The 20,289-nt window shown below is 62.8% G+C and carries 19 protein-coding genes; 17 read left to right on the forward strand and 2 right to left on the reverse strand.

All coding sequences use genetic code 11. From position 1 onward, the window contains the following. Window positions 1-10: 10 nt before the first annotated feature. The 9 genes from CO676_RS24970 to CO676_RS25010 all read left to right on the forward strand — a co-directional run bounded on the left by CO676_RS24970 (window position 11) and on the right by CO676_RS25010 (window position 8,200). Window positions 11-1,351 carry a pyruvate dehydrogenase complex dihydrolipoamide acetyltransferase gene (locus CO676_RS24970; RefSeq protein ID WP_097523042.1) on the forward strand — a complete coding sequence of 447 codons (1,341 nt, stop codon included), beginning with the start codon at window positions 11-13 and terminating at the stop codon, window positions 1,349-1,351. Between the two features lie 57 nt (window positions 1,352-1,408). Further along, window positions 1,409-2,050, forward strand: a complete 642-nt coding sequence (locus tag CO676_RS24975; RefSeq protein WP_014764184.1) for an SGNH/GDSL hydrolase family protein — start codon at window positions 1,409-1,411, stop codon at window positions 2,048-2,050. 2 nt (window positions 2,051-2,052) lie between these two features. Next, a complete protein-coding gene (locus CO676_RS24980; protein WP_097523043.1) occupies window positions 2,053-2,634 on the forward strand; it encodes a GNAT family N-acetyltransferase in 582 nt (193 codons plus the stop codon). An 18-nt stretch (window positions 2,635-2,652) separates the two neighbouring features. Continuing rightward, a complete protein-coding gene (gene lpdA, locus CO676_RS24985; protein ID WP_097523044.1) occupies window positions 2,653-4,098 on the forward strand; it encodes a dihydrolipoyl dehydrogenase in 1,446 nt (481 codons plus the stop codon). A 75-nt stretch (window positions 4,099-4,173) separates the two neighbouring features. Next, on the forward strand, window positions 4,174-4,425 hold the full coding sequence (locus tag CO676_RS24990) for a GlsB/YeaQ/YmgE family stress response membrane protein (protein ID WP_014764187.1): 252 nt from the start codon (window positions 4,174-4,176) through the stop codon (window positions 4,423-4,425). Between the two features lie 132 nt (window positions 4,426-4,557). After that, window positions 4,558-5,529, forward strand: a complete 972-nt coding sequence (lipA, locus tag CO676_RS24995) for a lipoyl synthase (protein WP_097523045.1) — start codon at window positions 4,558-4,560, stop codon at window positions 5,527-5,529. A gap of 69 nt (window positions 5,530-5,598) precedes the next feature. Beyond that, entirely contained in the window at window positions 5,599-6,207 is a 609-nt protein-coding gene (locus tag CO676_RS25000) for an AAA family ATPase (protein ID WP_097523046.1), read from the forward strand. A 250-nt stretch (window positions 6,208-6,457) separates the two neighbouring features. Beyond that, entirely contained in the window at window positions 6,458-7,657 is a 1,200-nt protein-coding gene (locus CO676_RS25005) for an NAD-dependent formate dehydrogenase (protein ID WP_179875634.1), read from the forward strand. A 93-nt stretch (window positions 7,658-7,750) separates the two neighbouring features. Beyond that, window positions 7,751-8,200, forward strand: a complete 450-nt coding sequence (locus CO676_RS25010) for a type II toxin-antitoxin system RatA family toxin (protein WP_014764191.1) — start codon at window positions 7,751-7,753, stop codon at window positions 8,198-8,200. Here CO676_RS25010 and CO676_RS25015 read toward each other — a convergent pair. Further along, on the reverse strand, window positions 8,188-8,685 hold the full coding sequence (locus CO676_RS25015) for a CinA family protein (RefSeq protein ID WP_014764192.1): 498 nt from the start codon (window positions 8,683-8,685) through the stop codon (window positions 8,188-8,190). The genes CO676_RS25010 and CO676_RS25015 overlap by 13 nt on opposite strands. Then, window positions 8,685-9,899 carry a bifunctional 2-C-methyl-D-erythritol 4-phosphate cytidylyltransferase/2-C-methyl-D-erythritol 2,4-cyclodiphosphate synthase gene (locus CO676_RS25020; protein ID WP_179875637.1) on the reverse strand — a complete coding sequence of 405 codons (1,215 nt, stop codon included), beginning with the start codon at window positions 9,897-9,899 and terminating at the stop codon, window positions 8,685-8,687. Before CO676_RS25020 ends, CO676_RS25015 begins: the two co-directional genes overlap by 1 nt. Before the next feature lie 234 nt (window positions 9,900-10,133). Between CO676_RS25020 and dusB the strand changes: the two genes are divergently transcribed. The 8 genes from dusB (at window position 10,134) to hflX (ending at window position 20,276) form a co-directional block, all read left to right on the forward strand. Next, the gene (gene dusB / locus CO676_RS25025; protein WP_097523048.1) at window positions 10,134-11,162 is read left to right on the forward strand and encodes a tRNA dihydrouridine synthase DusB; all 1,029 of its coding nucleotides are present in this window, start codon (window positions 10,134-10,136) and stop codon (window positions 11,160-11,162) included. Beyond that, window positions 11,159-12,313 carry a nitrogen regulation protein NR(II) gene (locus CO676_RS25030; protein ID WP_097523049.1) on the forward strand — a complete coding sequence of 385 codons (1,155 nt, stop codon included), beginning with the start codon at window positions 11,159-11,161 and terminating at the stop codon, window positions 12,311-12,313. The genes dusB and CO676_RS25030 overlap by 4 nt, the downstream gene beginning before the upstream one ends. Beyond that, window positions 12,310-13,764, forward strand: coding sequence for a nitrogen regulation protein NR(I) (gene ntrC / locus CO676_RS25035; RefSeq protein WP_014764197.1), 1,455 nt, complete (start codon window positions 12,310-12,312; stop codon window positions 13,762-13,764). Before CO676_RS25030 ends, ntrC begins: the two co-directional genes overlap by 4 nt. A 207-nt stretch (window positions 13,765-13,971) precedes the next feature. Next, window positions 13,972-16,245, forward strand: coding sequence for a PAS domain-containing sensor histidine kinase (locus tag CO676_RS25040; RefSeq protein WP_097523064.1), 2,274 nt, complete (start codon window positions 13,972-13,974; stop codon window positions 16,243-16,245). Beyond that, entirely contained in the window at window positions 16,235-17,599 is a 1,365-nt protein-coding gene (gene ntrX, locus CO676_RS25045) for a two-component system response regulator NtrX (RefSeq protein ID WP_097523050.1), read from the forward strand. Before CO676_RS25040 ends, ntrX begins: the two co-directional genes overlap by 11 nt. A gap of 60 nt (window positions 17,600-17,659) precedes the next feature. Continuing rightward, window positions 17,660-18,523, forward strand: coding sequence for a D-amino-acid transaminase (locus CO676_RS25050; RefSeq protein WP_097523051.1), 864 nt, complete (start codon window positions 17,660-17,662; stop codon window positions 18,521-18,523). A gap of 106 nt (window positions 18,524-18,629) precedes the next feature. Then, a complete protein-coding gene (gene hfq, locus CO676_RS25055; protein WP_003535434.1) occupies window positions 18,630-18,872 on the forward strand; it encodes an RNA chaperone Hfq in 243 nt (80 codons plus the stop codon). An 81-nt stretch (window positions 18,873-18,953) separates the two neighbouring features. Next, window positions 18,954-20,276: a GTPase HflX gene (gene hflX, locus CO676_RS25060; protein ID WP_179875635.1), complete on the forward strand. Its 1,323-nt coding sequence runs from the start codon at window positions 18,954-18,956 to the stop codon at window positions 20,274-20,276. The last annotated feature ends 13 nt before the right edge of the window (window positions 20,277-20,289 follow it).

Genomic DNA, 20,289 nt, shown 5'->3' on the forward strand with positions numbered 1-20,289 from the left:
GGGACGTTCGATGCCAATCAACATCACAATGCCTGCCCTCTCGCCGACCATGGAAGAAGGCAATCTCGCCAAGTGGCTGGTCAAGGAAGGCGACAAGGTCAAGTCCGGAGACGTCATCGCAGAGATCGAGACCGACAAGGCGACGATGGAAGTCGAAGCCGTCGATGAAGGCACTGTCGCCAAGATTGTCGTTCCAGCCGGCACCGAAGGTGTCAAGGTCAATGCGTTGATCGCTGTCCTGGCTGCTGACGGCGAAGATGTCGCAACGGCTGCCAAGGGCGGCAATGGCGCAGCCGCGCCGGCGTCTGCCGCGAAGGCGGAAGCACCTGCTCCGGCGGCGCCCGCCGCGGCTCCGGTACCGGCCGCAGCCCCCGTTGCTCCGGCTGCATCGGCGGCTCCGGCAGCGGCCGGTGACGGCAAGCGCGTCTTCTCGTCGCCGCTGGCCCGGCGTCTTGCCAAGGAAGCAGGCATCGACCTCTCCGCCGTTGCCGGTTCCGGTCCCTATGGCCGCGTCGTCAAGAAGGATGTGGAAGCTGCCGTGTCGGGCGGCATCGCCAAGCCGGCGGCACCGGCTGCCGCTCAAGCACCGGCTGCCGCGCCGCTTGCCAAGGGCATGTCGGAAGACGCCGTCCTCAAGCTGTTCGAGCCGGGCTCCTACGAACTCGTGCCGCATGACGGCATGCGCAAGACGATTGCCAAGCGTCTGCAGGAATCGAAACAGACGATCCCGCATTTCTATGTTTCCCTCGATTGCCAGCTCGATGCGCTGCTGGCGCTGCGTGCCCAGCTCAATACGGCTGCGCCCGAAAAGGACGGCAAGCCGGTCTACAAGCTTTCGGTCAACGACATGGTGATCAAGGCGCTGGCGCTGGCGCTGCGTGACGTTCCGGATGCGAACGTCTCCTGGACCGACAGCAACATGGTCAAGCACAAGCATTCCGATGTCGGCGTTGCCGTGTCGATCCCGGGCGGGCTGATCACGCCGATCATCCGCCAGGCGGAGCTGAAGAGCCTTTCGGCCATCTCAAACGAGATGAAGGATCTCGGCAAGCGCGCCAAGGAGCGCAAGCTGAAGCCTGAGGAATACCAGGGCGGCACCACGGCCGTCTCCAACATGGGTATGATGGGCGTCAAGGACTTCGCCGCCGTCGTCAACCCGCCGCATGCAACGATCCTCGCGGTCGGTGCCGGCGAGGAGCGCGTCATCGTCAAGAACAAGGAGATGGTCATTGCCAACATGATGACCGTGACGCTGTCGACCGACCATCGCTGCGTCGATGGCGCGCTCGGTGCCGAATTGCTCGGCGCATTCAAGCGCTACATCGAAAACCCGATGGGCATGCTTGTCTGATGCGATCCGGACCGGCGTCACGCCGGTCCGTCCCTTCCCTGACATGCGAGTAGGCAGATGAAGACAGTCCTTTGCTACGGTGACAGTCTGACTTGGGGCTATGACGCGGAGGGTCCGGGTCGGCACGCTTTGGAAAATCGCTGGCCGACACTGCTTCAGAAGGCGCTCGGCGCCGGCGTCAACGTCATTACCGAAGGACTGAACGGCCGCACCACGGCCTATGACGATCATCTCGCCGATTGCGACCGCAACGGCGCGCGTGTCCTGCCGACCGTGCTGCACAGCCACGCGCCGCTCGACCTCATCATCTTCATGCTCGGCTCGAACGACATGAAGCCGATAATTCACGGCACGGCCTTCGGCGCCGTCAAGGGCATCGAGCGTCTTGTTCGCCTGGTCCGCCGGCACGATTGGCCCGTACAGACGGAGGAGGGGCCGGATATCCTCGTCGTCTCGCCGCCGCCGCTTTGCGAGACCGCCAACGGCGCCTTTGCCGCCATGTTTGCCGGCGGCGTCGAGCAGTCGGCGATGCTGGCGTCGCTCTATCGCGATCTTGCCGACGAACTCGATTGCGGCTTCTTCGATGCCGGCTCGGTCGCCCGGACGACGCCGCTCGATGGGGTTCATCTCGACGCCGAGAATACGCGCGCGATCGGCCGGGGCGTGGAGCCGGTCGTGCGGATGATGCTCGGGCTTTGACGATGGTGGCTGGCGCGACCCTGAGACCTGCGCAGCGAAGCGAAGCGGCGGAACTGGCGATCCTCGTCGATGTAGCCTCGCACGGCTTTGCCTCCTGGCTGTGGTACGGCGGCGTGTTGAGCAAATCGTCGGATACCGCTTTCGAACACGGCCGGAACCGGATGCGTCAGGATAGCGGGCTCGGCACTTGGCGCGATGCGGTCGTCGCCGTCCTCGAAGATGAGATTGTCGGCGTTTCGGTATCTTACGGGATCGATGCATCGGTGCGGGATATCGAGCCGAAACACCCGGTGCTCGTGCCGCTGCTTGCGATCCAGAGAGAGCTTGTCGGCCACTGGTTCATCGACAGCCTCGGCGTCTACAGGGCGCATCGCGGCAAGGGGATCGGCCGGGCGCTGCTCGAAAACGAATTTGTCCGCGCTCGCGAGGCGCCGGTGAGCCTGATCACCGAGAGCCACAATGAGAAGGCGCAGGCGCTTTACAAGAGGAACGGCTTCGAAGAGGTGACGCGCGCTGCAGCCGTGCCGCTCTTCGAAGACAGCAGGAAACATGATTGGGTGCTCTTCACCCGCAAGGTCGCTTGAAACAAAGGTAGGAAACACATGGCTGAGAATTACGACGTCATCGTTATCGGTTCGGGCCCGGGCGGCTATGTCACCGCCATCCGCTCGGCGCAACTGGGCTTGAAGACGGCGATCGTCGAGCGCGAGCACCTGGGCGGCATCTGCCTCAATTGGGGCTGCATACCCACCAAGGCCCTGCTGCGCTCCGCCGAGATCCTCGACCATGCCAATCACGCCAAGAACTACGGCCTGACACTCGAAGGCAAAATGACCGCCAACGTCACGGATGTCGTGGCCCGCTCGCGCGGCGTTTCGGCGCGCCTGAACGGCGGCGTCGCCTTCCTCATGAAGAAGAACAAGATCGACGTGATCTGGGGCGAGGCCAAGCTGACGAAGCCCGGCGAGATCGTTGTCGGCGCGCCGTCGAAGCCGGCCGTCCAGCCGCAGAACCCGGTGCCGAAGGGCGTCAAGGGCGAGGGCACCTACACGGCCAAGCACATCATCATCGCGACCGGTGCGCGGCCGCGGGCTCTCCCTGGTATCGAGCCGGACGGCAAGCTGATCTGGACCTATTTCGAGGCGATGAAGCCCGAGGAACTGCCGAAGTCGATGGTGGTGATGGGGTCCGGCGCCATCGGTATCGAATTCGCGAGCTTCTATCGTTCCATGGGCGTCGATGTCACGGTCGTCGAGCTCTTGCCGCAGGTGATGCCGGTCGAGGATGCCGAGATTTCCGCCCTTGCACGCAAGCTGCTCGAGAAGCGCGGCCTGAAGATCTTCACCGACGCCAAGGTCACCAAGGTCGAGAAGGGTGCCAACGACGTCACGGCTCATGTCGAGACTAAGGACGGCAAGGTAACGCCGATCAAGGCGGACCGCCTGATCTCGGCCGTCGGTGTTCAGGGCAACATCGAGAACCTCGGGCTCGAGGCGCTCGGCGTGAAGACCGAGCGCGGCTGCATCGTCACCGACGGCTATGGCAAGACGAACGTCGCCGGAATCTATGCGATCGGCGATGTCGCCGGTCCGCCGATGCTGGCGCACAAGGCCGAGCATGAGGGCGTGATCTGCGTCGAGAAGATCGCCGGCGTGCCGGGCGTCCATGCGCTCGACAAAAGCAAGGTCCCGGGCTGCACCTATTGCGACCCGCAGGTCGCTTCGGTGGGTCTTACCGAGGCAATGGCCAAGGAACTCGGCCGCGACATCCGCGTTGGCCGCTACAGCTTCGGCGCCAACGGCAAGGCGATCGCGCTCGGTGAGGACCAAGGCCTGATCAAGACGATCTTCGACAAGAAGACCGGCGAACTGCTCGGCGCTCATATGGTCGGTGCGGAAGTCACCGAACTCATCCAGGGCTTCGTTGTCGCCATGAACCTGGAGACCACCGAGGAAGAGCTGATGCACACGATCTTCCCGCATCCGACACTCTCGGAAATGATGAAGGAAAGCGTACTCGACGCCTACGGAAAAGTGCTGAACGCCTGATGTCGTGCGGCCGTCCGGAACTTACGGTATACTCACGCATTGATTGCGTAGCATCTTCAGTGGGCGGAGGTCGTCATGAGCGTGAACGGCGTGGGTATTTTGGCAGCGATCATCATCGGTGGGCTGGCCGGCTGGCTGGCGGAGAGATTCATGAACAGCCAAATGGGGCTGTTCATGAACATTATTCTCGGCATCATCGGCGCGGTCGTCTTGAACTTCATCCTGGCGGCATTCGGCATGGCCTATACCGGCTGGATCGCCTATCTGATCGTCGGCTTCATTGGCGCCTGCCTGCTGATTGCCGCGGGGCGCGCCGTCCGCGGGTAGAAATATATCCGCCATCCAATTGCGGTCAGGCTGCCATGCAAATGACGGCCTGACTTTTCATGTCTGGCTGTTTATATAGATCGAAAAACCAACGGCCTCCGGCCGCTTGCTCGATGCGATGAAGGAAGACAGATGGTAACGGTTTTCGATGCGGTATCGGATCGGGCTGAACGCGTTCGCCACCCGGAAAAGGCGCACCGGCCGGATACCGAGGTGCTGCGCAAGCCGGACTGGATCCGGGTCAAGGCGCCGACCTCAAAGGGCTATATGGAGACCCGCTCGATCGTGAAGGGCAACAAGCTCGTCACTGTCTGCGAGGAGGCCGGCTGCCCGAACATCGGCGAATGTTGGGACAAGAAGCACGCCACCTTCATGATCATGGGCGAGATCTGCACGCGCGCTTGCGCCTTCTGCAATGTCTCGACCGGCAAGCCGAACGCGCTGGATCTTGACGAGCCCGCCAACGTCGCCAAGGCGATCAAGCAGATGGGCCTCAGCCACGTCGTCATCACCTCGGTCGACCGCGACGACCTCGAGGACGGCGGCGCGGAGCATTTCGAGAAGGTGATCGTTGCGATCCGCGAGGCCTCGCCCACGACGACGATCGAAATCCTGACGCCGGACTTTTTGAGGAAGCCCGGCGCGCTGGAGCGGGTCGTCGCCGCCAAGCCGGACGTCTTCAACCACAACCTCGAGACCGTTCCTTCCAATTATCTGACCGTGCGTCCGGGGGCGCGCTATTTCCATTCGATCCGCCTGCTGCAGCGGGTGAAGGAACTCGATCCGACGATGTTCACCAAGTCCGGCATCATGGTCGGCCTCGGCGAGGAACGGAACGAGGTGCTGCAACTGATGGACGACCTGCGCACCGCCGACGTCGACTTCCTGACGATCGGCCAGTACCTGCAGCCGACCCGCAAGCATCACAAGGTCGAGAAATTCGTGACCCCCGAGGAGTTCAAGTCCTACGAGACGGTCGCCTACACCAAGGGCTTCCTGATGGTTGCGTCGAGCCCGCTGACCCGCTCGTCGCACCATGCCGGCGACGATTTCGCCCGGCTGAAGACGGCGCGCGAGAAGAAGCTGCTGGCCGCAGCGGAATAGTCCGCCGGCCATCGCCAAAGGAAAGGCCGCGGCGTTTCGACGCCGCGGCTCTTTTGTCTTGGAGGTGGAATGGTGAACTATCTCGCCGATCTTGCGGAGGCGGCGTCCGTCCTTTCCCGTGCAAAGCGCATTCTGGTCGTCGGCTGCTCGGGCGGCGGCAAGACCACATTGGCGCGGAGGCTCTCCACACGATTTGATCTGCCTTTCGTTTCGATGGACCGAGAGTTTTTCTGGCTACCCGGTTGGGTTTCGAGGCCGCGTGCCGAACAAAGGGCAATGATCACGGCCAGGGTCGACGAGCCGGAATGGATCATGGACGGAACCAATTCATCGAGCTTCGATCTGAGACTGCCGCGCACAGAAATTGTCATTTGGGTCCGGATGCCGCGTCTGCTTTGCCTATCGGGAGCCTTACGCCGTTGGCTGCAATGGCGTGGGCAAGCGCGGCCGGAAATGGCCGACGGCTGCCCCGAACGAGTGAACTGGGAGTTCGTGCGTTACATATGGACGTTCGAACGCAGATACGCGCCGATAATTGCCGCGGGCCTCAAGGAGCACCGGGTTCCCGTCTTGCAGATAAGAAGCCGGGCACAAATGCGACTTCTCCTCGATTTTCTCGGCTGCAGTCCTAACTCGGATTTTGCAACCAACCACATCGTCAAACATTCGGCCGAATAGATGGTCGACCTCGATGTCGAGCCCTATCCGGAGTTTCTGTCCCATGCGACATTTGGCGCTACTTGAAACCGTGTCCTGCTTCTCCACCTTCTTAAGAGTGGGTACGAATTGAAGAAGATGGGAGCGCCGGGAGCGACCCTGCTGGCCACAGATAATTCAACCGAGCATATCGCCCTGCTGTTCGTCCGAATTGACCGGCTTTGAAGGAGTCACCTGCCTTCCTCTTCGCTTCCAGTGAAGGGAAATGGAAATGGCAAAGGTCGTTTGCGTCCTCTACGACGATCCGGTCGAGGGATATCCCACCGCCTATGCGCGGGATGGGCTGCCGAAGCTTGAGAGCTACTCCGGCGGCCAGACGCTTCCCACACCGAAGGCCATTGATTTTCAGCCGGGTACGCTCCTCGGCAGCGTCTCCGGAGAGCTCGGCTTGAGGACGTTCCTCGAAGGCCAGGGACATAGCCTGGTGGTGACGTCGGACAAGGATGGTCCAGACAGCGTCTTCGAACGTGAGCTCGTCGACGCCGACATCGTGATATCGCAACCTTTCTGGCCGGCCTACCTGACCGCCGAGCGGATCGCCAAGGCGAACAAGCTGAAACTCGCGATCACCGCCGGCATCGGCTCGGACCATGTCGATCTTCAGGCCGCGATAGACCGCGGCATGACGGTCGCCGAGGTGACCTACTGCAACTCGATCAGCGTGTCCGAACATGTGGTCATGATGATCCTCAGCCTGGCGCGGAACTATATCCCCTCCTACCAGTGGGTCGTGAGAGGCGGCTGGAACATCGCCGACTGCGTCGCGCGTTCCTACGATATCGAGGGTATGGAAATCGGCACGGTTGGCGCCGGGCGGATCGGCAGCGCGGTGCTGCGTCGGCTGAAGCCGTTCGACGTCAAGCTGCACTACACCGACCGCCACCGGCTCCCCGACGCGGTCGAAAAGGAACTCGGCGTTACTTTCCACCAGACGGCAGCAGAAATGGTGCCCGTCTGCGATGTCGTCACGATCAACGCGCCGCTCCATCCGGAAACGGAAAATCTCTTCGACGAGGCGATGATCGCCGAGATGAAACGTGGCGCCTATCTGGTCAACACGGCGCGCGGCAAGATCTGCAATCGCGATGCCGTTGCGCGGGCGCTGGAGAGCGGCCAACTCGCTGGCTACGCCGGCGACGTGTGGTTCCCGCAGCCGCCGCCCAAGGAACATCCGTGGCGATCGATGTCTCATCACGGCATGACCCCGCATATTTCGGGGTCGTCGCTATCCGCCCAGGCACGCTATGCTGCCGGTACGCGAGAGATTCTGGAGTGCTGGTTCGAAGGCCGGCCGATCCGCGAGGAATATCTGATTGTCGCAGGCGGCAAGCTGGCGGGCGCCGGCGCACACTCCTACAGCGCGGGGGATGCGACCCGCGGGTCTGAGGAGGCGGCGCGTTTCAAGACCTAAGCGTGGCACTGTCGCTTCGGGTGGTTGCAATTATGAAGGCACAAGTGCGCCTTCTTCTTGATCTTCTCGCGCTGCGGCCTTAACTCAAAAATCATGCCGCATTTTGAAACCAACCACGTCGTCAAGCATTCTGCCGAGCAGATGTTCAATCTCGTCGCCGAAGTCGAGCGCTATCCGGAATTTTTGCCGCTTTGCGAGGCGCTGAGCGTGCGCTCCCGCAAGGAACGCGACGGCAAGGCATTGCTGCTTGCCGACATGACGGTGGGCTACAAGGCGATCCGCGAGACGTTTACGACGCAGGTGCTGCTCAAGCCGGCCGAGCGGATGATCGATGTCAATTACATCGAGGGGCCGTTCAAGTATCTCGACAACGTCTGGCGTTTCGAGCCGCTCAACGAGAACCAGTCGATCGTGCATTTTTACATCGACTACGAGTTCAAGAGCCGCATTCTCGGCGCCCTGATGGGCTCGATGTTCGACCGCGCCTTCCGCATGTTTTCCGAAGCCTTCGAGAAACGCGCCGACGCGATCTACGGCGCCTGAGCGATCTCCTTGAGGAGATCGAGCGCCGTTCTGACCGTTGCCAGGCGCACCGCGTCGCGGCCGATATCGCCATAGCGCATCTCGCGGTGAATGAACGAGCCTTGCCGCCCCGCCGCAGCGAGGTGGACAAGCCCGACCGGCTTCTCGGCCGAGCCGCCGCTCGGGCCTGCGATACCTGTGACAGCGACCGCTAGATCGGCACCGGAGCGGGACACGGCGCCCCGCGCCATCTCCGCGGCAATCTCGCGGGAAACGGCACCGTGAGCCGCGAGCGTCGCGGCTTTAACCCCGAGCATGTCGATTTTCGCCGCGTTGGAATAGGTGACGAAGCCGCGGTCGACGACTATGGACGAGCCGGCGATCTCGGTCAGCGCCGCAGCGATCAGGCCGCCGGTGCAGGATTCGGCGGTGGCGACTTTCTGCCCGCGCGCGGTGAAGTCGGCAATGACGGCGCGCGCCGCCGCTTCGATGTCGGCCGGCCACATCAGGCTTTGGTCCCTGGCGCATAGAAGACCGTTGCCGTGGCGATGGCGGCGATGCCTTCCCCGCGCCCGACGAAGCCGAGCTTCTCGTTGGTGGTCGCCTTGACCGAGCAGCGGTCGAGCGCAATGTCGAGCATGGCGGCAAGATTCTCGCGCATCTGCTGGCGGTGGGGGCCGACCTTCGGCGCCTCCGCGATCAGCGAAACGTCCGCATTGGTGATCGTGCCGCCGCGTTCGTGCACGATGCGTGCCGCGTGTTCCAGGAAGATGCGGGACGGCGCGCCCTTCCACTGCGGGTCGGAGGGCGGAAAGTGATCGCCGATGTCGCCGGCGCCGCAGGTGGCAAGCAGCGCGTCGGTCAAGGCATGCAACGCGACGTCCGCATCGGAATGGCCGGAGAGCCTGCGGTCATGCGGTATGAAGACGCCGCAAAGCGTGACGCCGTCGCCCTCGACGAGCTGGTGCACGTCATAGCCGTTGCCGGTGCGCACGTCGGGAATTGCGTGGCGGGTCAGCCTTTCATCGGCCATCGATAGGTCCCTCTGAAGGGTGAGCTTGACGTTTTCGACCGCACCTTCGACGAGGACGACCGGCATGCCGGCCCATTCGGCGATGGATGCGTCGTCGGTGAAGTCGCTCCGGCCGCTGGCGCTTGCGGCGCGGTGGGCGGCAAGGATCGCCTCGAGGCGGAAGCATTGCGGTGTCTGGGCTGCGTAGAGGCCGGTCCGCGGCACCGTCTCCTCGACAACGCGGCCGTCCGTCGCCCGTTTCAGCGTATCGGCGACAGCGATGGCCGGAAGTGCCGCCTCGGCGCCGCCCTCGAGCGCTGCGCGGCAGCGGTCGAGCAAGGCGTGGTCGGTGAACGGACGCACTGCGTCCTGGATCATCGCGTGTCGGGCGCCGGCCTTGTCGAGCGCTTCGAGGCCGGCAAGAACCGAGAGCTGCCGCGTTGCACCGCCGTGGACGACCGACACCGCGATCGGGCAGGTCATCCGCTTGAGTGCCGCGGCGAGAAGCGCCTCGTCGTCGGGATGGATGACGACGACGATCGGGCCGGTGCCCGGCCATGTCGCGAAAATGTCAAGTGTATGCGCGATAACGGGACGGTCGCCGATCGTGCGGTACTGCTTTGGCCCGTCCGCAGATTGGCCGGCGCGCTCGCCGCGGCCGGCGGCGACGACGACGACGCCACAGGAGAACTGTTCTTCCGGCTGCATCTTCTGTATGGGGTCCCGCAATTCGAAAATCTCCCCCGTCATGTACCGCGAAGGTTCCGTCATTGCCAGCCATCTGTGCATGTCGCCAAAACTGTGGAGCGGTTTTGGGGAGTGTCGACCTGCATGGAACGGAGGATGGGAGGCGCGCTTGCGCGCTCAAAAGGAATTTTGGCGGGCGCGTGGAAATCGCTTGGCAAGCCGAAGAACAATGGCTAAAAATAGTGCATCATAATTATGTGCCTGAAAGATATGCATTTGCCACTGCCGGCCCTGTCATCGTCGCTCCGGATCGGGAATGTTGAAATCCGCAATCGGGTGGCGCTCGCGCCGATGTCCGGTGTAACCGACTTGCCCTTCCGCAGGCTTGCCTGGCGCTTCGGCGCCGGATTCGTCGTGACTGAAATGGTGGCAAGCCGCGAACTGGTCTGCAACGCCGCCGAATCATGGGCGCGGCTGAAGAATTCCGGGATTGATCCCCATATCGTCCAGCTTGCCGGGCGCGAGGCCCACTGGATGGCCGAGGCGGCCAAAATCGTCGAAGCCAACGGCGCGGACATTGTCGACATCAATATGGGCTGCCCGGCAAAGAAGGTCACCGGCGGCTATTCCGGCTCGGCGCTTATGCGCGATCCGGACCATGCCCTGTCGCTGATCGAGGCGACGGTCAAGGCCGTCCGCGTCCCGGTGACGCTGAAGATGCGGCTCGGCTGGGACGAGAACTCAATCAATGCGCCGCTGATTGCGCGCCGGGCCGAAGCTGCGGGCGTGCAGGCGATCACCATTCACGGCCGCACGCGCATGCAATTCTATAGCGGCAAGGCCGACTGGGACGCGATCAAGGCGGTTCGCGACGCGATCTCCATTCCTCTGATCGCCAATGGCGACGTCGACGCGGTCGCCGATGCCACGGAAATCCTGCGCCGCTCCGGTGCCGACGCCGTCATGGTGGGCCGCTCCTGCCAGGGGCGGCCGTGGCATGCAGGCGTGCTGGCCGGTGCCGCAAGTCAGCCGGATGCAGCGGCGATCGCGGCAATATTCGCCGAGCACTACGCGATGATGCTCGAATTCTATGGGTCGGAGATCGGGCTTCGTCATGCCCGCAAGCATGTCGCCTGGTATCTCGAGCGTTTCGCGCCGGATATTGCCGCCGCGGAAAAGGCGGAGATCCTGACGTCGAAGGACGTGAAACTGGTGAGCGATCGGGTTGCGACCGCGATTGCTTGCTCCGGCCTGGAGCCGGCAAGGGAGGGGATGGCGGCATGACCGAAAAGGCACTAGTTCCGGAACCGGCGGAAGGCGCGAGCGACCTCTCGATGGCCGTGCTGAACGCCATACAGAACCCGGTCATACTTGTTGACGAGAACGGGCACGTCGCCTTCGCGAATTGGGAAGCGGAGTCCTTCTTTGGGGCGAGCGCCAACCATCTCGCCCGCCACGATATCAGCGCCTTCATTCCGTTTGGCAGCCCGCTCCTGACGCTCATCGAACAGGTGCGCGAAAGGCGCGCCCCGGTCAACGAGTACCGCGTCGATCTGAGCTCGCCACGCCTCGGAGCCGACAAGCTGGTCGACCTTTACGTGGCGCCGGTGCTGTCGCAGCCGGGATCCGTCGTGATCGTCTTCCAGGAACGCTCGATGGCCGACAAGATCGATCGGCAGCTCACCCATCGGGCCGCGGCGCGCTCGGTGACCGGCCTTGCCTCGATGCTGGCCCATGAGATCAAGAACCCGCTATCCGGCATCAGGGGCGCGGCCCAGCTCCTCGAAACATCGGTCAATGACGAAGACCGGGCGCTCACGCGGCTGATCTGCGACGAGACAGACCGCATCGTCTCTCTCGTCGATCGCATGGAAGTGTTTTCCGACGAGCGGCCGGTCGATCGGGTGCCGCTGAATATCCATTCGGTTCTCGACCATGTGAAGGCAATCGCCAAGGCGGGCTTTGCCCGCGGCATCAAGATTTCCGAAAACTACGACCCTTCGCTGCCGCCGGTCTATGCCAACCGCGACCAGCTCGTCCAGGTATTCCTCAACCTGGTCAAGAACGCCGCCGAGGCGATTGGCGATCGGCCCGAAGGCGAGATCATGCTGACGACGGCCTACCGTCCGGGCATCCGGCTCTCGGTGGCGGGAACCCGCGAAAAGATTTCGCTGCCGCTGGAGTTCTGCGTCCACGACAACGGACCGGGCGTGCCGTCCGACCTGCTGCCGCATCTCTTCGATCCGTTCATCACCACGAAGACGAACGGCTCCGGTCTCGGGCTGGCGCTGGTGGCCAAGATCATTGGCGGCCACGGCGGCATCGTCGAATGCGACAGCCAGCACAGCCGCACGACTTTTCGCGTTCTGATGCCAGCCTCGAAGGGACGGGCGGCAGATGACGTAACACCGATGACAGAAGGAACCATTGCATGACGGGCGCTACGATCCTCGTCGCGGATGACGACGCAGCCATTCGCACCGTGCTCAACCAGGCTCTCAGTCGTGCCGGATACGATGTGCGCATCACATCCAATGCAGCGACTCTGTGGCGCTGGATCGCCGCCGGCGATGGCGACCTGGTCGTCACCGATGTGGTGATGCCGGATGAGAACGCGTTCGATCTCCTGCCGCGGATCAAGAAAGCGCGACCCGACCTGCCGGTGCTGGTGATGAGCGCCCAGAACACCTTCATGACCGCCATCAAGGCGTCGGAGAAGGGCGCCTATGATTATCTCCCGAAACCCTTCGACCTGACCGAACTGATCGGCATCATCGGGCGGGCGCTCGCCGAGCCGAAACGGCGACCTTCGAAGCTGGACGACGATTCGCAGGACGGCATGCCGCTTGTCGGCCGCTCCGCCGCCATGCAGGAAATCTACCGGGTGCTCGCCCGACTGATGCAGACTGACCTGACGCTCATGATCACCGGCGAATCGGGGACCGGCAAGGAACTGGTCGCACGCGCTTTGCACGACTACGGCAAACGGAGAAATGGTCCGTTTGTCGCGATCAACATGGCGGCGATCCCGCGCGACCTCATCGAGTCGGAATTGTTCGGTCATGAGAAGGGGGCGTTCACGGGCGCCCAGACGCGCTCCACCGGCCGCTTCGAACAGGCCGAGGGCGGAACGCTGTTCCTCGACGAAATCGGCGACATGCCGATGGATGCGCAGACGCGGCTCCTGCGCGTCCTCCAGCAGGGCGAGTATACGACCGTCGGCGGGCGCACGCCGATCCGCTCCGACGTGCGCATCGTCGCGGCGACGAACAAGGACCTGAAACAGTCGATCAATCAGGGACTTTTCCGTGAGGACCTCTACTATCGCTTGAACGTCGTGCCGCTGCGCCTGCCGCCGCTCAGGGACCGCGCCGAGGATATTCCCGATCTGGTTCGGCATTTCGTCCAGCAGGCCGAAAAGGAGGGGCTCGACGTCAAGCGCTTCGACCAGGAGGCGCTGGAACTGATGAAGGCGCATCCCTGGCCCGGCAACGTTCGCGAGCTTGAGAACCTCGTGCGCCGCCTGACCGCACTTTATCCACAGGACGTGATCACCCGGGAGATCATCGAAAACGAGCTGCGCTCGGAGGTGCCGGACAGCCCGATCGACAAGGCGGCGGCGCGTCCGGGCTCGATGTCGATCTCGCAGGCGGTTGAAGAGAACATGCGGCAGTATTTCGCGAGTTTCGGCGAAGCCCTGCCGCCCACCGGCCTTTACGAGCGCGTGCTTGCGGAAATGGAGTATCCGTTGATTCTGGCAGCCTTGACGGCGACGCGCGGCAACCAGATCAAGGCTGCCGATCTGCTCGGTCTGAACCGCAATACGCTCCGCAAGAAGATCCGGGAACTGGGCGTCTCGGTCTATCGGAGCTCACGCACCGCTTGACTGCTTTGCAACACCGTTGCATTTTCGCCACAATACGTTGCTTGAAGGGCTTGTAGGGCGTCGATTCGCTCTGCACCTGGGCGACGGCGGCTCGTGAAGCGGCGCATGCCAGCGCCGTCCGAGCCGAGGCACGTTCAATATCTTGGTCCGGACTTGCAGGCGGGTGCCGGTGTCTTCGGGACGCCGGTTTTGGGGGAAGCTTTTTTCATGGTGGATGGAATGGCCTTGCCATTGGGCACGGAGGAGGGAGGTGCGGCTGCCCAGGATCGGCGAGCCTCCTTCGCGCTCCCGGGCCTGATGCTGGCCACCGGTGCGCTGGTCTGCGCCACCCTGTCGCTGCTCGTCCTTCTTGGCCTCACCCCCATTCGGCCGGAGCGAAACATCGTCATTGCCTGCGCCGGCATCAATGGCGTCTTCGTCGTCGGACTGATCTATCTCATCGCTCGCGAGATCATCAGGCTGCTTCGCGCCCGCAGCAAGGGAAGGGCGGCTGCGCGGCTGCATGTGCGCATCGTCGCCCTGTTCTCGATCGTCGCGATAACGCCGGCCATCCTCGTTGCCATTTTTGCCAGCATCACCCTCGACGTAGGCCTCGACCGCTGGTTCTCGCTGCGCACCCAGGCGATCGTGCGCTCCTCGCTGAACGTCGCCCAGGCCTATGTGCTGGAGAATGCGAGCTATCTCCAGGGGCAGACGGTTTCGATGGCCAACGACCTCGAACGCAACCGACAGCTGTACGCCCTCGACCGCACCGGCTTCACCGAACTGATGACGCGGCAGGCGAGGGGACGCGGCATGCTTGGTGCATTCCTCGTTCGCGCCGACGGCAGCGCCATCCTGCAGGCCAATATCTCGACCGAGCGACCCTTGCCGGCCATTCCGCAGGACGCGTTGAAAAGCACGGTTGCCGGCCAGCCGACGCTCATTCCCCCGGGCGTGACCAACCTCGTCGGAGCGGTCGTACCGCTCGAGAATTTCCCGGGGATCTACCTCTACACGCTTCGCAACGTCGATCCCGAAGTCATGCGTTCCATGCGGTTGATGGAGGAGAACACCGCCGAATACAAGGCGCTCGAGGCGGGGCGCACGTCATTGCAGGTCGCCTTTGGCGTCCTTTACATCGGCTTCGCGCTGATCGTGCTACTGGCGGCGATCTGGACCGCCATAGCGGTTGCCGACCGCATCGTCCGTCCGATCCGGCAGCTGATCGGGGCGGCCGACAGCGTCGCCTCGGGCAATCTCGATGTCGTCGTGCCGGTGCGCGCCGTCGACGGCGACGTCGGCAACCTGTCACGCACCTTCAACAAGATGGTCAGCGAGATCAGGACGCAGCAGGATCAGATTCTTGTCGCGAAGGACGAGGTCGATCAGCGCCGCCGCTTCATCGAAGCGGTGCTTTCCGGCGTCACGGCGGCGGTGATCGGCGTCGGCCGTGACCGCCGCATTACGATCGCAAACCCCTCGTCGGAGGAATTCCTGCGAAAATCGGCTCCCGGACTGCTCGGTGCGAGCCTGCGCGAAGTCGCGCCGGAGATCGAGCAGGTTCTGGTCGAGGCGGAAAGTCGCTACCGCAACGACTACCGCAAACAGATCAACATCATGCGTGGCGGAACCGAGCGCACCCTGAATGTTCAGGTGACCCGGGAGGAGGGCGAAGGTTCGCAGGGCTCCTACGTCATAACCATCGACGACATCACCGATCTGGTCATCGCCCAGCGCTCGACCGCGTGGGCGGACGTGGCCCGGCGCATCGCGCACGAGATCAAGAACCCGCTGACGCCGATCCAGCTTTCGGCCGAGCGCCTGAAGCGGCGCTATGGCAGGCAGATCGACCAGGAAGACAAGGCCGTGTTCGACCAGTGCACGGATACGATCGTGCGCCAGGTGGAAGACATCGGCCGGATGGTCGACGAGTTCTCGGCCTTTGCGCGCATGCCGAAGCCGACGAAGGAAAAGTCCGACCTACGCTCGATCCTGAAGGATGCGGTCTTCCTGCGCGAGATGGGCAACAGCCATATCACCTTTGTTCGCGATTTCGGCGACGAAGCGCTCGAGGGGCAGTTCGACGGCCGTATGCTCGGCCAGGCCTTTGGAAATATCGTCAAGAATGCGGTGGAGGCGATCGAGGCGGTCCCGGCCGAGGCGGTTCGCGGCGCACCCAGGATTCTGGTGCGCTCCCGTCGCGACGATGTGACCGGCCGCTTCGTCGTCGATGTGATCGACAATGGCAAGGGGCTGCCCACCGAAAACCGGCACCGGATTCTGGAGCCGTACATGACGATGCGCGAGAAAGGCACGGGGCTGGGTCTCGCTATCGTCAAGAAGATCATCGAGGACCATGGCGGACAATTGGAATTGCACGACGCACCGGCGGATTTCGACGGCGGCGTCGGAGCGATGATCCGCGTGATCCTGCCGCCCGCCGGCGAAACCGAGGGCGATGAGACTGTGAAGGATAAGGGTAATACCAATGGCGGCTGACATTCTGGTTGTGGACGATGAGGAAGATATCCGTGAGATCGTCTCGGGTATCCTCTCGGACGAAGGTCACGAGACACGAACGGCTTTCGACAGCGACAGCGCGCTGGCGGCGATCAACGATCGCGTGCCCAGGCTTGTCTTCCTCGATATCTGGATGCAGGGCAGCCGACTGGACGGGCTGGCGCTGCTTGACGAGATTAAGGGCCGTCACCCCGATCTGCCGGTGGTGATGATCTCCGGCCACGGTAACATCGAGACGGCCGTTTCGGCGATCAAGCGCGGTGCTTACGACTTCATCGAGAAGCCGTTCAAGGCCGATCGGCTGATCCTGATCGCCGAGCGGGCGCTGGAGAACTCCAAGCTCAAGCGCGAGGTCTTCGAGCTGAAGAAGAGGTCCGGCGACCCGGTGGAGCTCATCGGCACATCGGTGGCGGTCTCGCAACTGCGCCAGACGATTGAAAAGGTGGCCCCGACCAACAGCCGGATCATGATCCAGGGTCCCTCCGGCTCCGGCAAGGAGCTGGTGGCGCGCATGATCCATCGCAAGTCGACCCGTGCGACCGGTCCCTTCGTGGCCTTGAACGCGGCCGCCATCACGCCGGACCGCATGGAGATTGCTCTCTTCGGCACCGAGGGCACCGCCGGCCAGCCGCGCCGCACTGGTGCGCTGGAGGAAGCCCATGGCGGCATCCTCTATCTCGACGAGGTCGGCGAAATGCCGCGCGAGACGCAGAACAAGATCCTGCGGGTGCTCGTCGACCAGCAGTTCGAGCGGGTCGGCGGCTCGAAGCGCGTCAAGGTGGATGTCCGCATCATATCCTCGACCGCCTACAATCTCGAAAGCATGATCGCGGATGGCCTTTTCCGGGAGGATCTGTATCACCGCCTGGCCGTCATCCCGGTGCGGGTTCCGGCGCTGGCGGAGCGGCGGGAAGATATCCCGTTCCTGGTCGACATGTTCATGCGCCAGGTGAGCGAACATGCCGGCATCCGCCCGCGCAAGATCGGCGAGGATGCGCTTGCGGTGCTCCAGGCGCATGACTGGCCGGGCAATATCCGGCAATTGCGCAACAACATCGAGCGCCTGATGATCCTCGCCCGCACCGACGGGCCGGATACGCCGATCAGCGCCGACATGCTGCCGAACGAGGTGGGCGACACGCTGCCGAAGATTTCCGCCAAGGGCGACCAGCACATCATGACGCTGCCGCTGCGCGAGGCTCGCGAAATGTTCGAACGGGATTATCTGATCGCCCAGATCAATCGCTTCGGCGGAAACATCTCGCGCACTGCGGAATTCGTCGGCATGGAGCGTTCCGCGCTGCATCGCAAGCTGAAGTCGCTGGGTGTCTGATCCGCACGCATGCGAAGGCTTTCGGCCGCAGCAAAGGATCCAGTAAGGCCGCAAGATCAGATGCCTAGAATTGCCTATGTCAACGGCGCCTATGTGCGCCATTCGCAAGCCGCGGTCCATGTGGAGGATCGCGGCTATCAGTTCGCCGATGGGGTTTACGAAGTTTGCGAGGTGCGGCACGGCTTCATCGTCGATCTCCGCCGCCATCTCGATCGTCTTGACTGGTCGCTGGGTGAACTCAAGATGGACTGGCCGATGAGCCGCGCCGCGCTGATCCACGTCATTCGCGAGGTGCTGCGGCGGAACCGCGTCCGCAACGGGCTTTTCTATCTTCAGGTGACGCGCGGTGTCGCGCGACGAGACCACGTTTTCCCGGCGAAGAACACGCCGCCCTCTGTCGTCGTAACAGCCAAGCGCACCGATGCCGCCGCAATCGCCCGCAAGAATGCCGAAGGCATCTCGGCGATAACGGTGCTGGAGAACCGCTGGGATCGGGTCGATATCAAAACCGTCGGTCTTTTGCCGAACGTTCTCGCCCGCCAGCAGGCGAAAGAACTCGGCGCTCAAGAGGCGATCTTCGTCGATGCCGACGGCCTGGTCAAAGAGGGGGCGGCGACGAATGTCTGGATCGTCGATGGCGAGGGAACGCTGCGCACCCGTCCGGCCGAGCACGGCATCCTGCGGGGCATCACGCGCACGACACTGATGGACGTAGCGAAGCCACTACGCTTGAAGGTCGAGGAAAAGGCCTTTTCTGTAGAGGAAATGCTTGCCGCCCGGGAAGTGTTCGTCACCGCTGCAACGAGCATCTGCTTTCCGGTGGTTTCCATCGATGGAAAGACGATCGGCAACGGTCATCCCGGAAGCATAGCACAGAATATTCGTGAAGCCTTTTTCGACGTTGCGGAAAAGACGGCGATTTGATACCAAACCTGAAGAGGTGTCGGGGGAAGGCTTCTGTGATACCTCGGATCGCAATATGACAAAATGCACCGGCGCCAAAGCCGGCAAATAAGAAAGAAGCGGCGCGATGGCGGAACGTTCTCAAAACTTGCAGGATCTTTTCCTTAATACGGTTCGCAAGCAAAAAATATCATTGACCATTTTCCTTATCAATGGCGTGAAACTGACGGGTGTTGTGACATCGTTTGACAATTTCTGTGTCCTGTTGCGCCGTGACGGCCATTCTCAGCTCGTCTATAAGCATGCCATCTCGACCATCATGCCGGGCCAGCCTCTGCAGATGTTCGAGAATGAGGAAGCGGCATCCTGACGGGACCTGAGGACCATTACCAAACGCAATTCGAAATCGCCGTCGTCGATCATTCCGGAGCTTGAGAAGCGCCGCGATGACATGCGCGCGGTCGTTGTCGTGCCGGTCTTGAAGAAGACGGGCAAGCCAGTGGCGGAGGTGGCGACGGCCACCACCCGTTCCGATGAAAGCCGGCTTGAAGAGGCGACCGGGCTTGCGCTTGCCATTGATCTCGACGTCGTGCACGGCACGGTCGTTGCCGTCGCGCAGCCGAAACCAGGCACGCTGCTCGGCAGCGGAAAGATCGAGGAGATCGGCCATATCCTGGACGAGAAGGATGCGGGCCTGGTCATCGTCGATCATCCGCTGACGCCGGTGCAGCAGCGCAATCTCGAGAAGGAATGGAACGCCAAGGTCATCGACCGGACGGGTCTTATTCTCGAGATTTTCGGCCGACGCGCCTCCACCAAGGAGGGCACGCTTCAGGTCGATCTCGCCCACCTGAACTATCAGAAGGGCCGCCTGGTACGAAGCTGGACCCACCTGGAGCGCCAGCGCGGCGGCGCCGGCTTCATGGGCGGCCCGGGCGAAACGCAGATCGAAGCCGACCGCCGCCTTCTGCAGGAGAGGATCGTTCGGCTGGAGCGCGAACTGGAGCAGGTGCGGCGTACGCGCCAGCTGCATCGCTCGAAGCGCAAGAAGGTGCCGCATCCGATCGTCGCGCTGGTCGGCTACACCAACGCCGGCAAATCGACGCTCTTCAACCGGATGACCGGTGCGGGCGTTTTGGCCGAGGACATGCTCTTCGCGACGCTCGATCCAACGCTCCGGCGGCTGAAGCTGCCGCATGGCCGAATGGTCATACTGTCGGACACGGTCGGTTTCATCTCCGATTTGCCGACGCACCTCGTCGCGGCCTTCCGGGCCACGCTGGAGGAGGTGCTCGAAGCCGATCTGATATTGCATGTGCGCGATCTCTCCGATCCGGACAATCAGGTACAAGCGAGTGATGTGCTACGTATCCTTGCCGATCTCGGCATCGACGAGAAGGAAGGCGCCGAACGCATCGTCGAGGTGTGGAACAAGATCGACAGGCTCGAGCCGGAGGTGCGCGAGGCGCTGGTGAAGAAGGCGGCGAGCGCCGACAACACCGTCGCCGTTTCCGCGATCACCGGCGAAGGCGTTGACGATCTGCTTGCCGAGATTGGTCAGCGGCTTTCGGGCGTGATGACCGAGAGCACCGTCGTGTTGGCCGTGGACCAGCTGCAATTCCTGCCCTGGATCTATGAGCACGCGATCGTCGACGGCCGCGATGATCTTGACGACGGAAGGATCAGCCTCGACCTGCGCTTGACCGAGGCCGAGGCGGCCGAGCTCGAAAGACGGTTGGGCAATGGGCCCAAACCCGCGGCAGAGGATTGGTAGGCGCCTTGCGTAA

Source organism: Sinorhizobium sp. BJ1 (assembly GCF_002531555.1).
GTDB lineage: Bacteria > Pseudomonadota > Alphaproteobacteria > Rhizobiales > Rhizobiaceae > Sinorhizobium > Sinorhizobium fredii_B.

Coding starts and splice junctions, on each gene's coding strand:
- CO676_RS24970 (WP_097523042.1), top strand. CDS start 11: ATGCCAATCAACATCACAATGCCTGCCCTCTCGCCGACCATGGAAGAA.
- CO676_RS24975 (WP_014764184.1), top strand. CDS start 1,409: ATGAAGACAGTCCTTTGCTACGGTGACAGTCTGACTTGGGGCTATGAC.
- CO676_RS24980 (WP_097523043.1), top strand. CDS start 2,053: ATGGTGGCTGGCGCGACCCTGAGACCTGCGCAGCGAAGCGAAGCGGCG.
- lpdA (WP_097523044.1), top strand. CDS start 2,653: ATGGCTGAGAATTACGACGTCATCGTTATCGGTTCGGGCCCGGGCGGC.
- CO676_RS24990 (WP_014764187.1), top strand. CDS start 4,174: ATGAGCGTGAACGGCGTGGGTATTTTGGCAGCGATCATCATCGGTGGG.
- lipA (WP_097523045.1), top strand. CDS start 4,558: ATGGTAACGGTTTTCGATGCGGTATCGGATCGGGCTGAACGCGTTCGC.
- CO676_RS25000 (WP_097523046.1), top strand. CDS start 5,599: ATGGTGAACTATCTCGCCGATCTTGCGGAGGCGGCGTCCGTCCTTTCC.
- CO676_RS25005 (WP_179875634.1), top strand. CDS start 6,458: ATGGCAAAGGTCGTTTGCGTCCTCTACGACGATCCGGTCGAGGGATAT.
- CO676_RS25010 (WP_014764191.1), top strand. CDS start 7,751: ATGCCGCATTTTGAAACCAACCACGTCGTCAAGCATTCTGCCGAGCAG.
- CO676_RS25015 (WP_014764192.1), bottom strand. CDS start 8,685: ATGTGGCCGGCCGACATCGAAGCGGCGGCGCGCGCCGTCATTGCCGAC.
- CO676_RS25020 (WP_179875637.1), bottom strand. CDS start 9,899: ATGCAGCCGGAAGAACAGTTCTCCTGTGGCGTCGTCGTCGTCGCCGCC.
- dusB (WP_097523048.1), top strand. CDS start 10,134: ATGTGCCTGAAAGATATGCATTTGCCACTGCCGGCCCTGTCATCGTCG.
- CO676_RS25030 (WP_097523049.1), top strand. CDS start 11,159: ATGACCGAAAAGGCACTAGTTCCGGAACCGGCGGAAGGCGCGAGCGAC.
- ntrC (WP_014764197.1), top strand. CDS start 12,310: ATGACGGGCGCTACGATCCTCGTCGCGGATGACGACGCAGCCATTCGC.
- CO676_RS25040 (WP_097523064.1), top strand. CDS start 13,972: ATGGTGGATGGAATGGCCTTGCCATTGGGCACGGAGGAGGGAGGTGCG.
- ntrX (WP_097523050.1), top strand. CDS start 16,235: ATGGCGGCTGACATTCTGGTTGTGGACGATGAGGAAGATATCCGTGAG.
- CO676_RS25050 (WP_097523051.1), top strand. CDS start 17,660: ATGCCTAGAATTGCCTATGTCAACGGCGCCTATGTGCGCCATTCGCAA.
- hfq (WP_003535434.1), top strand. CDS start 18,630: ATGGCGGAACGTTCTCAAAACTTGCAGGATCTTTTCCTTAATACGGTT.
- hflX (WP_179875635.1), top strand. CDS start 18,954: ATGCGCGCGGTCGTTGTCGTGCCGGTCTTGAAGAAGACGGGCAAGCCA.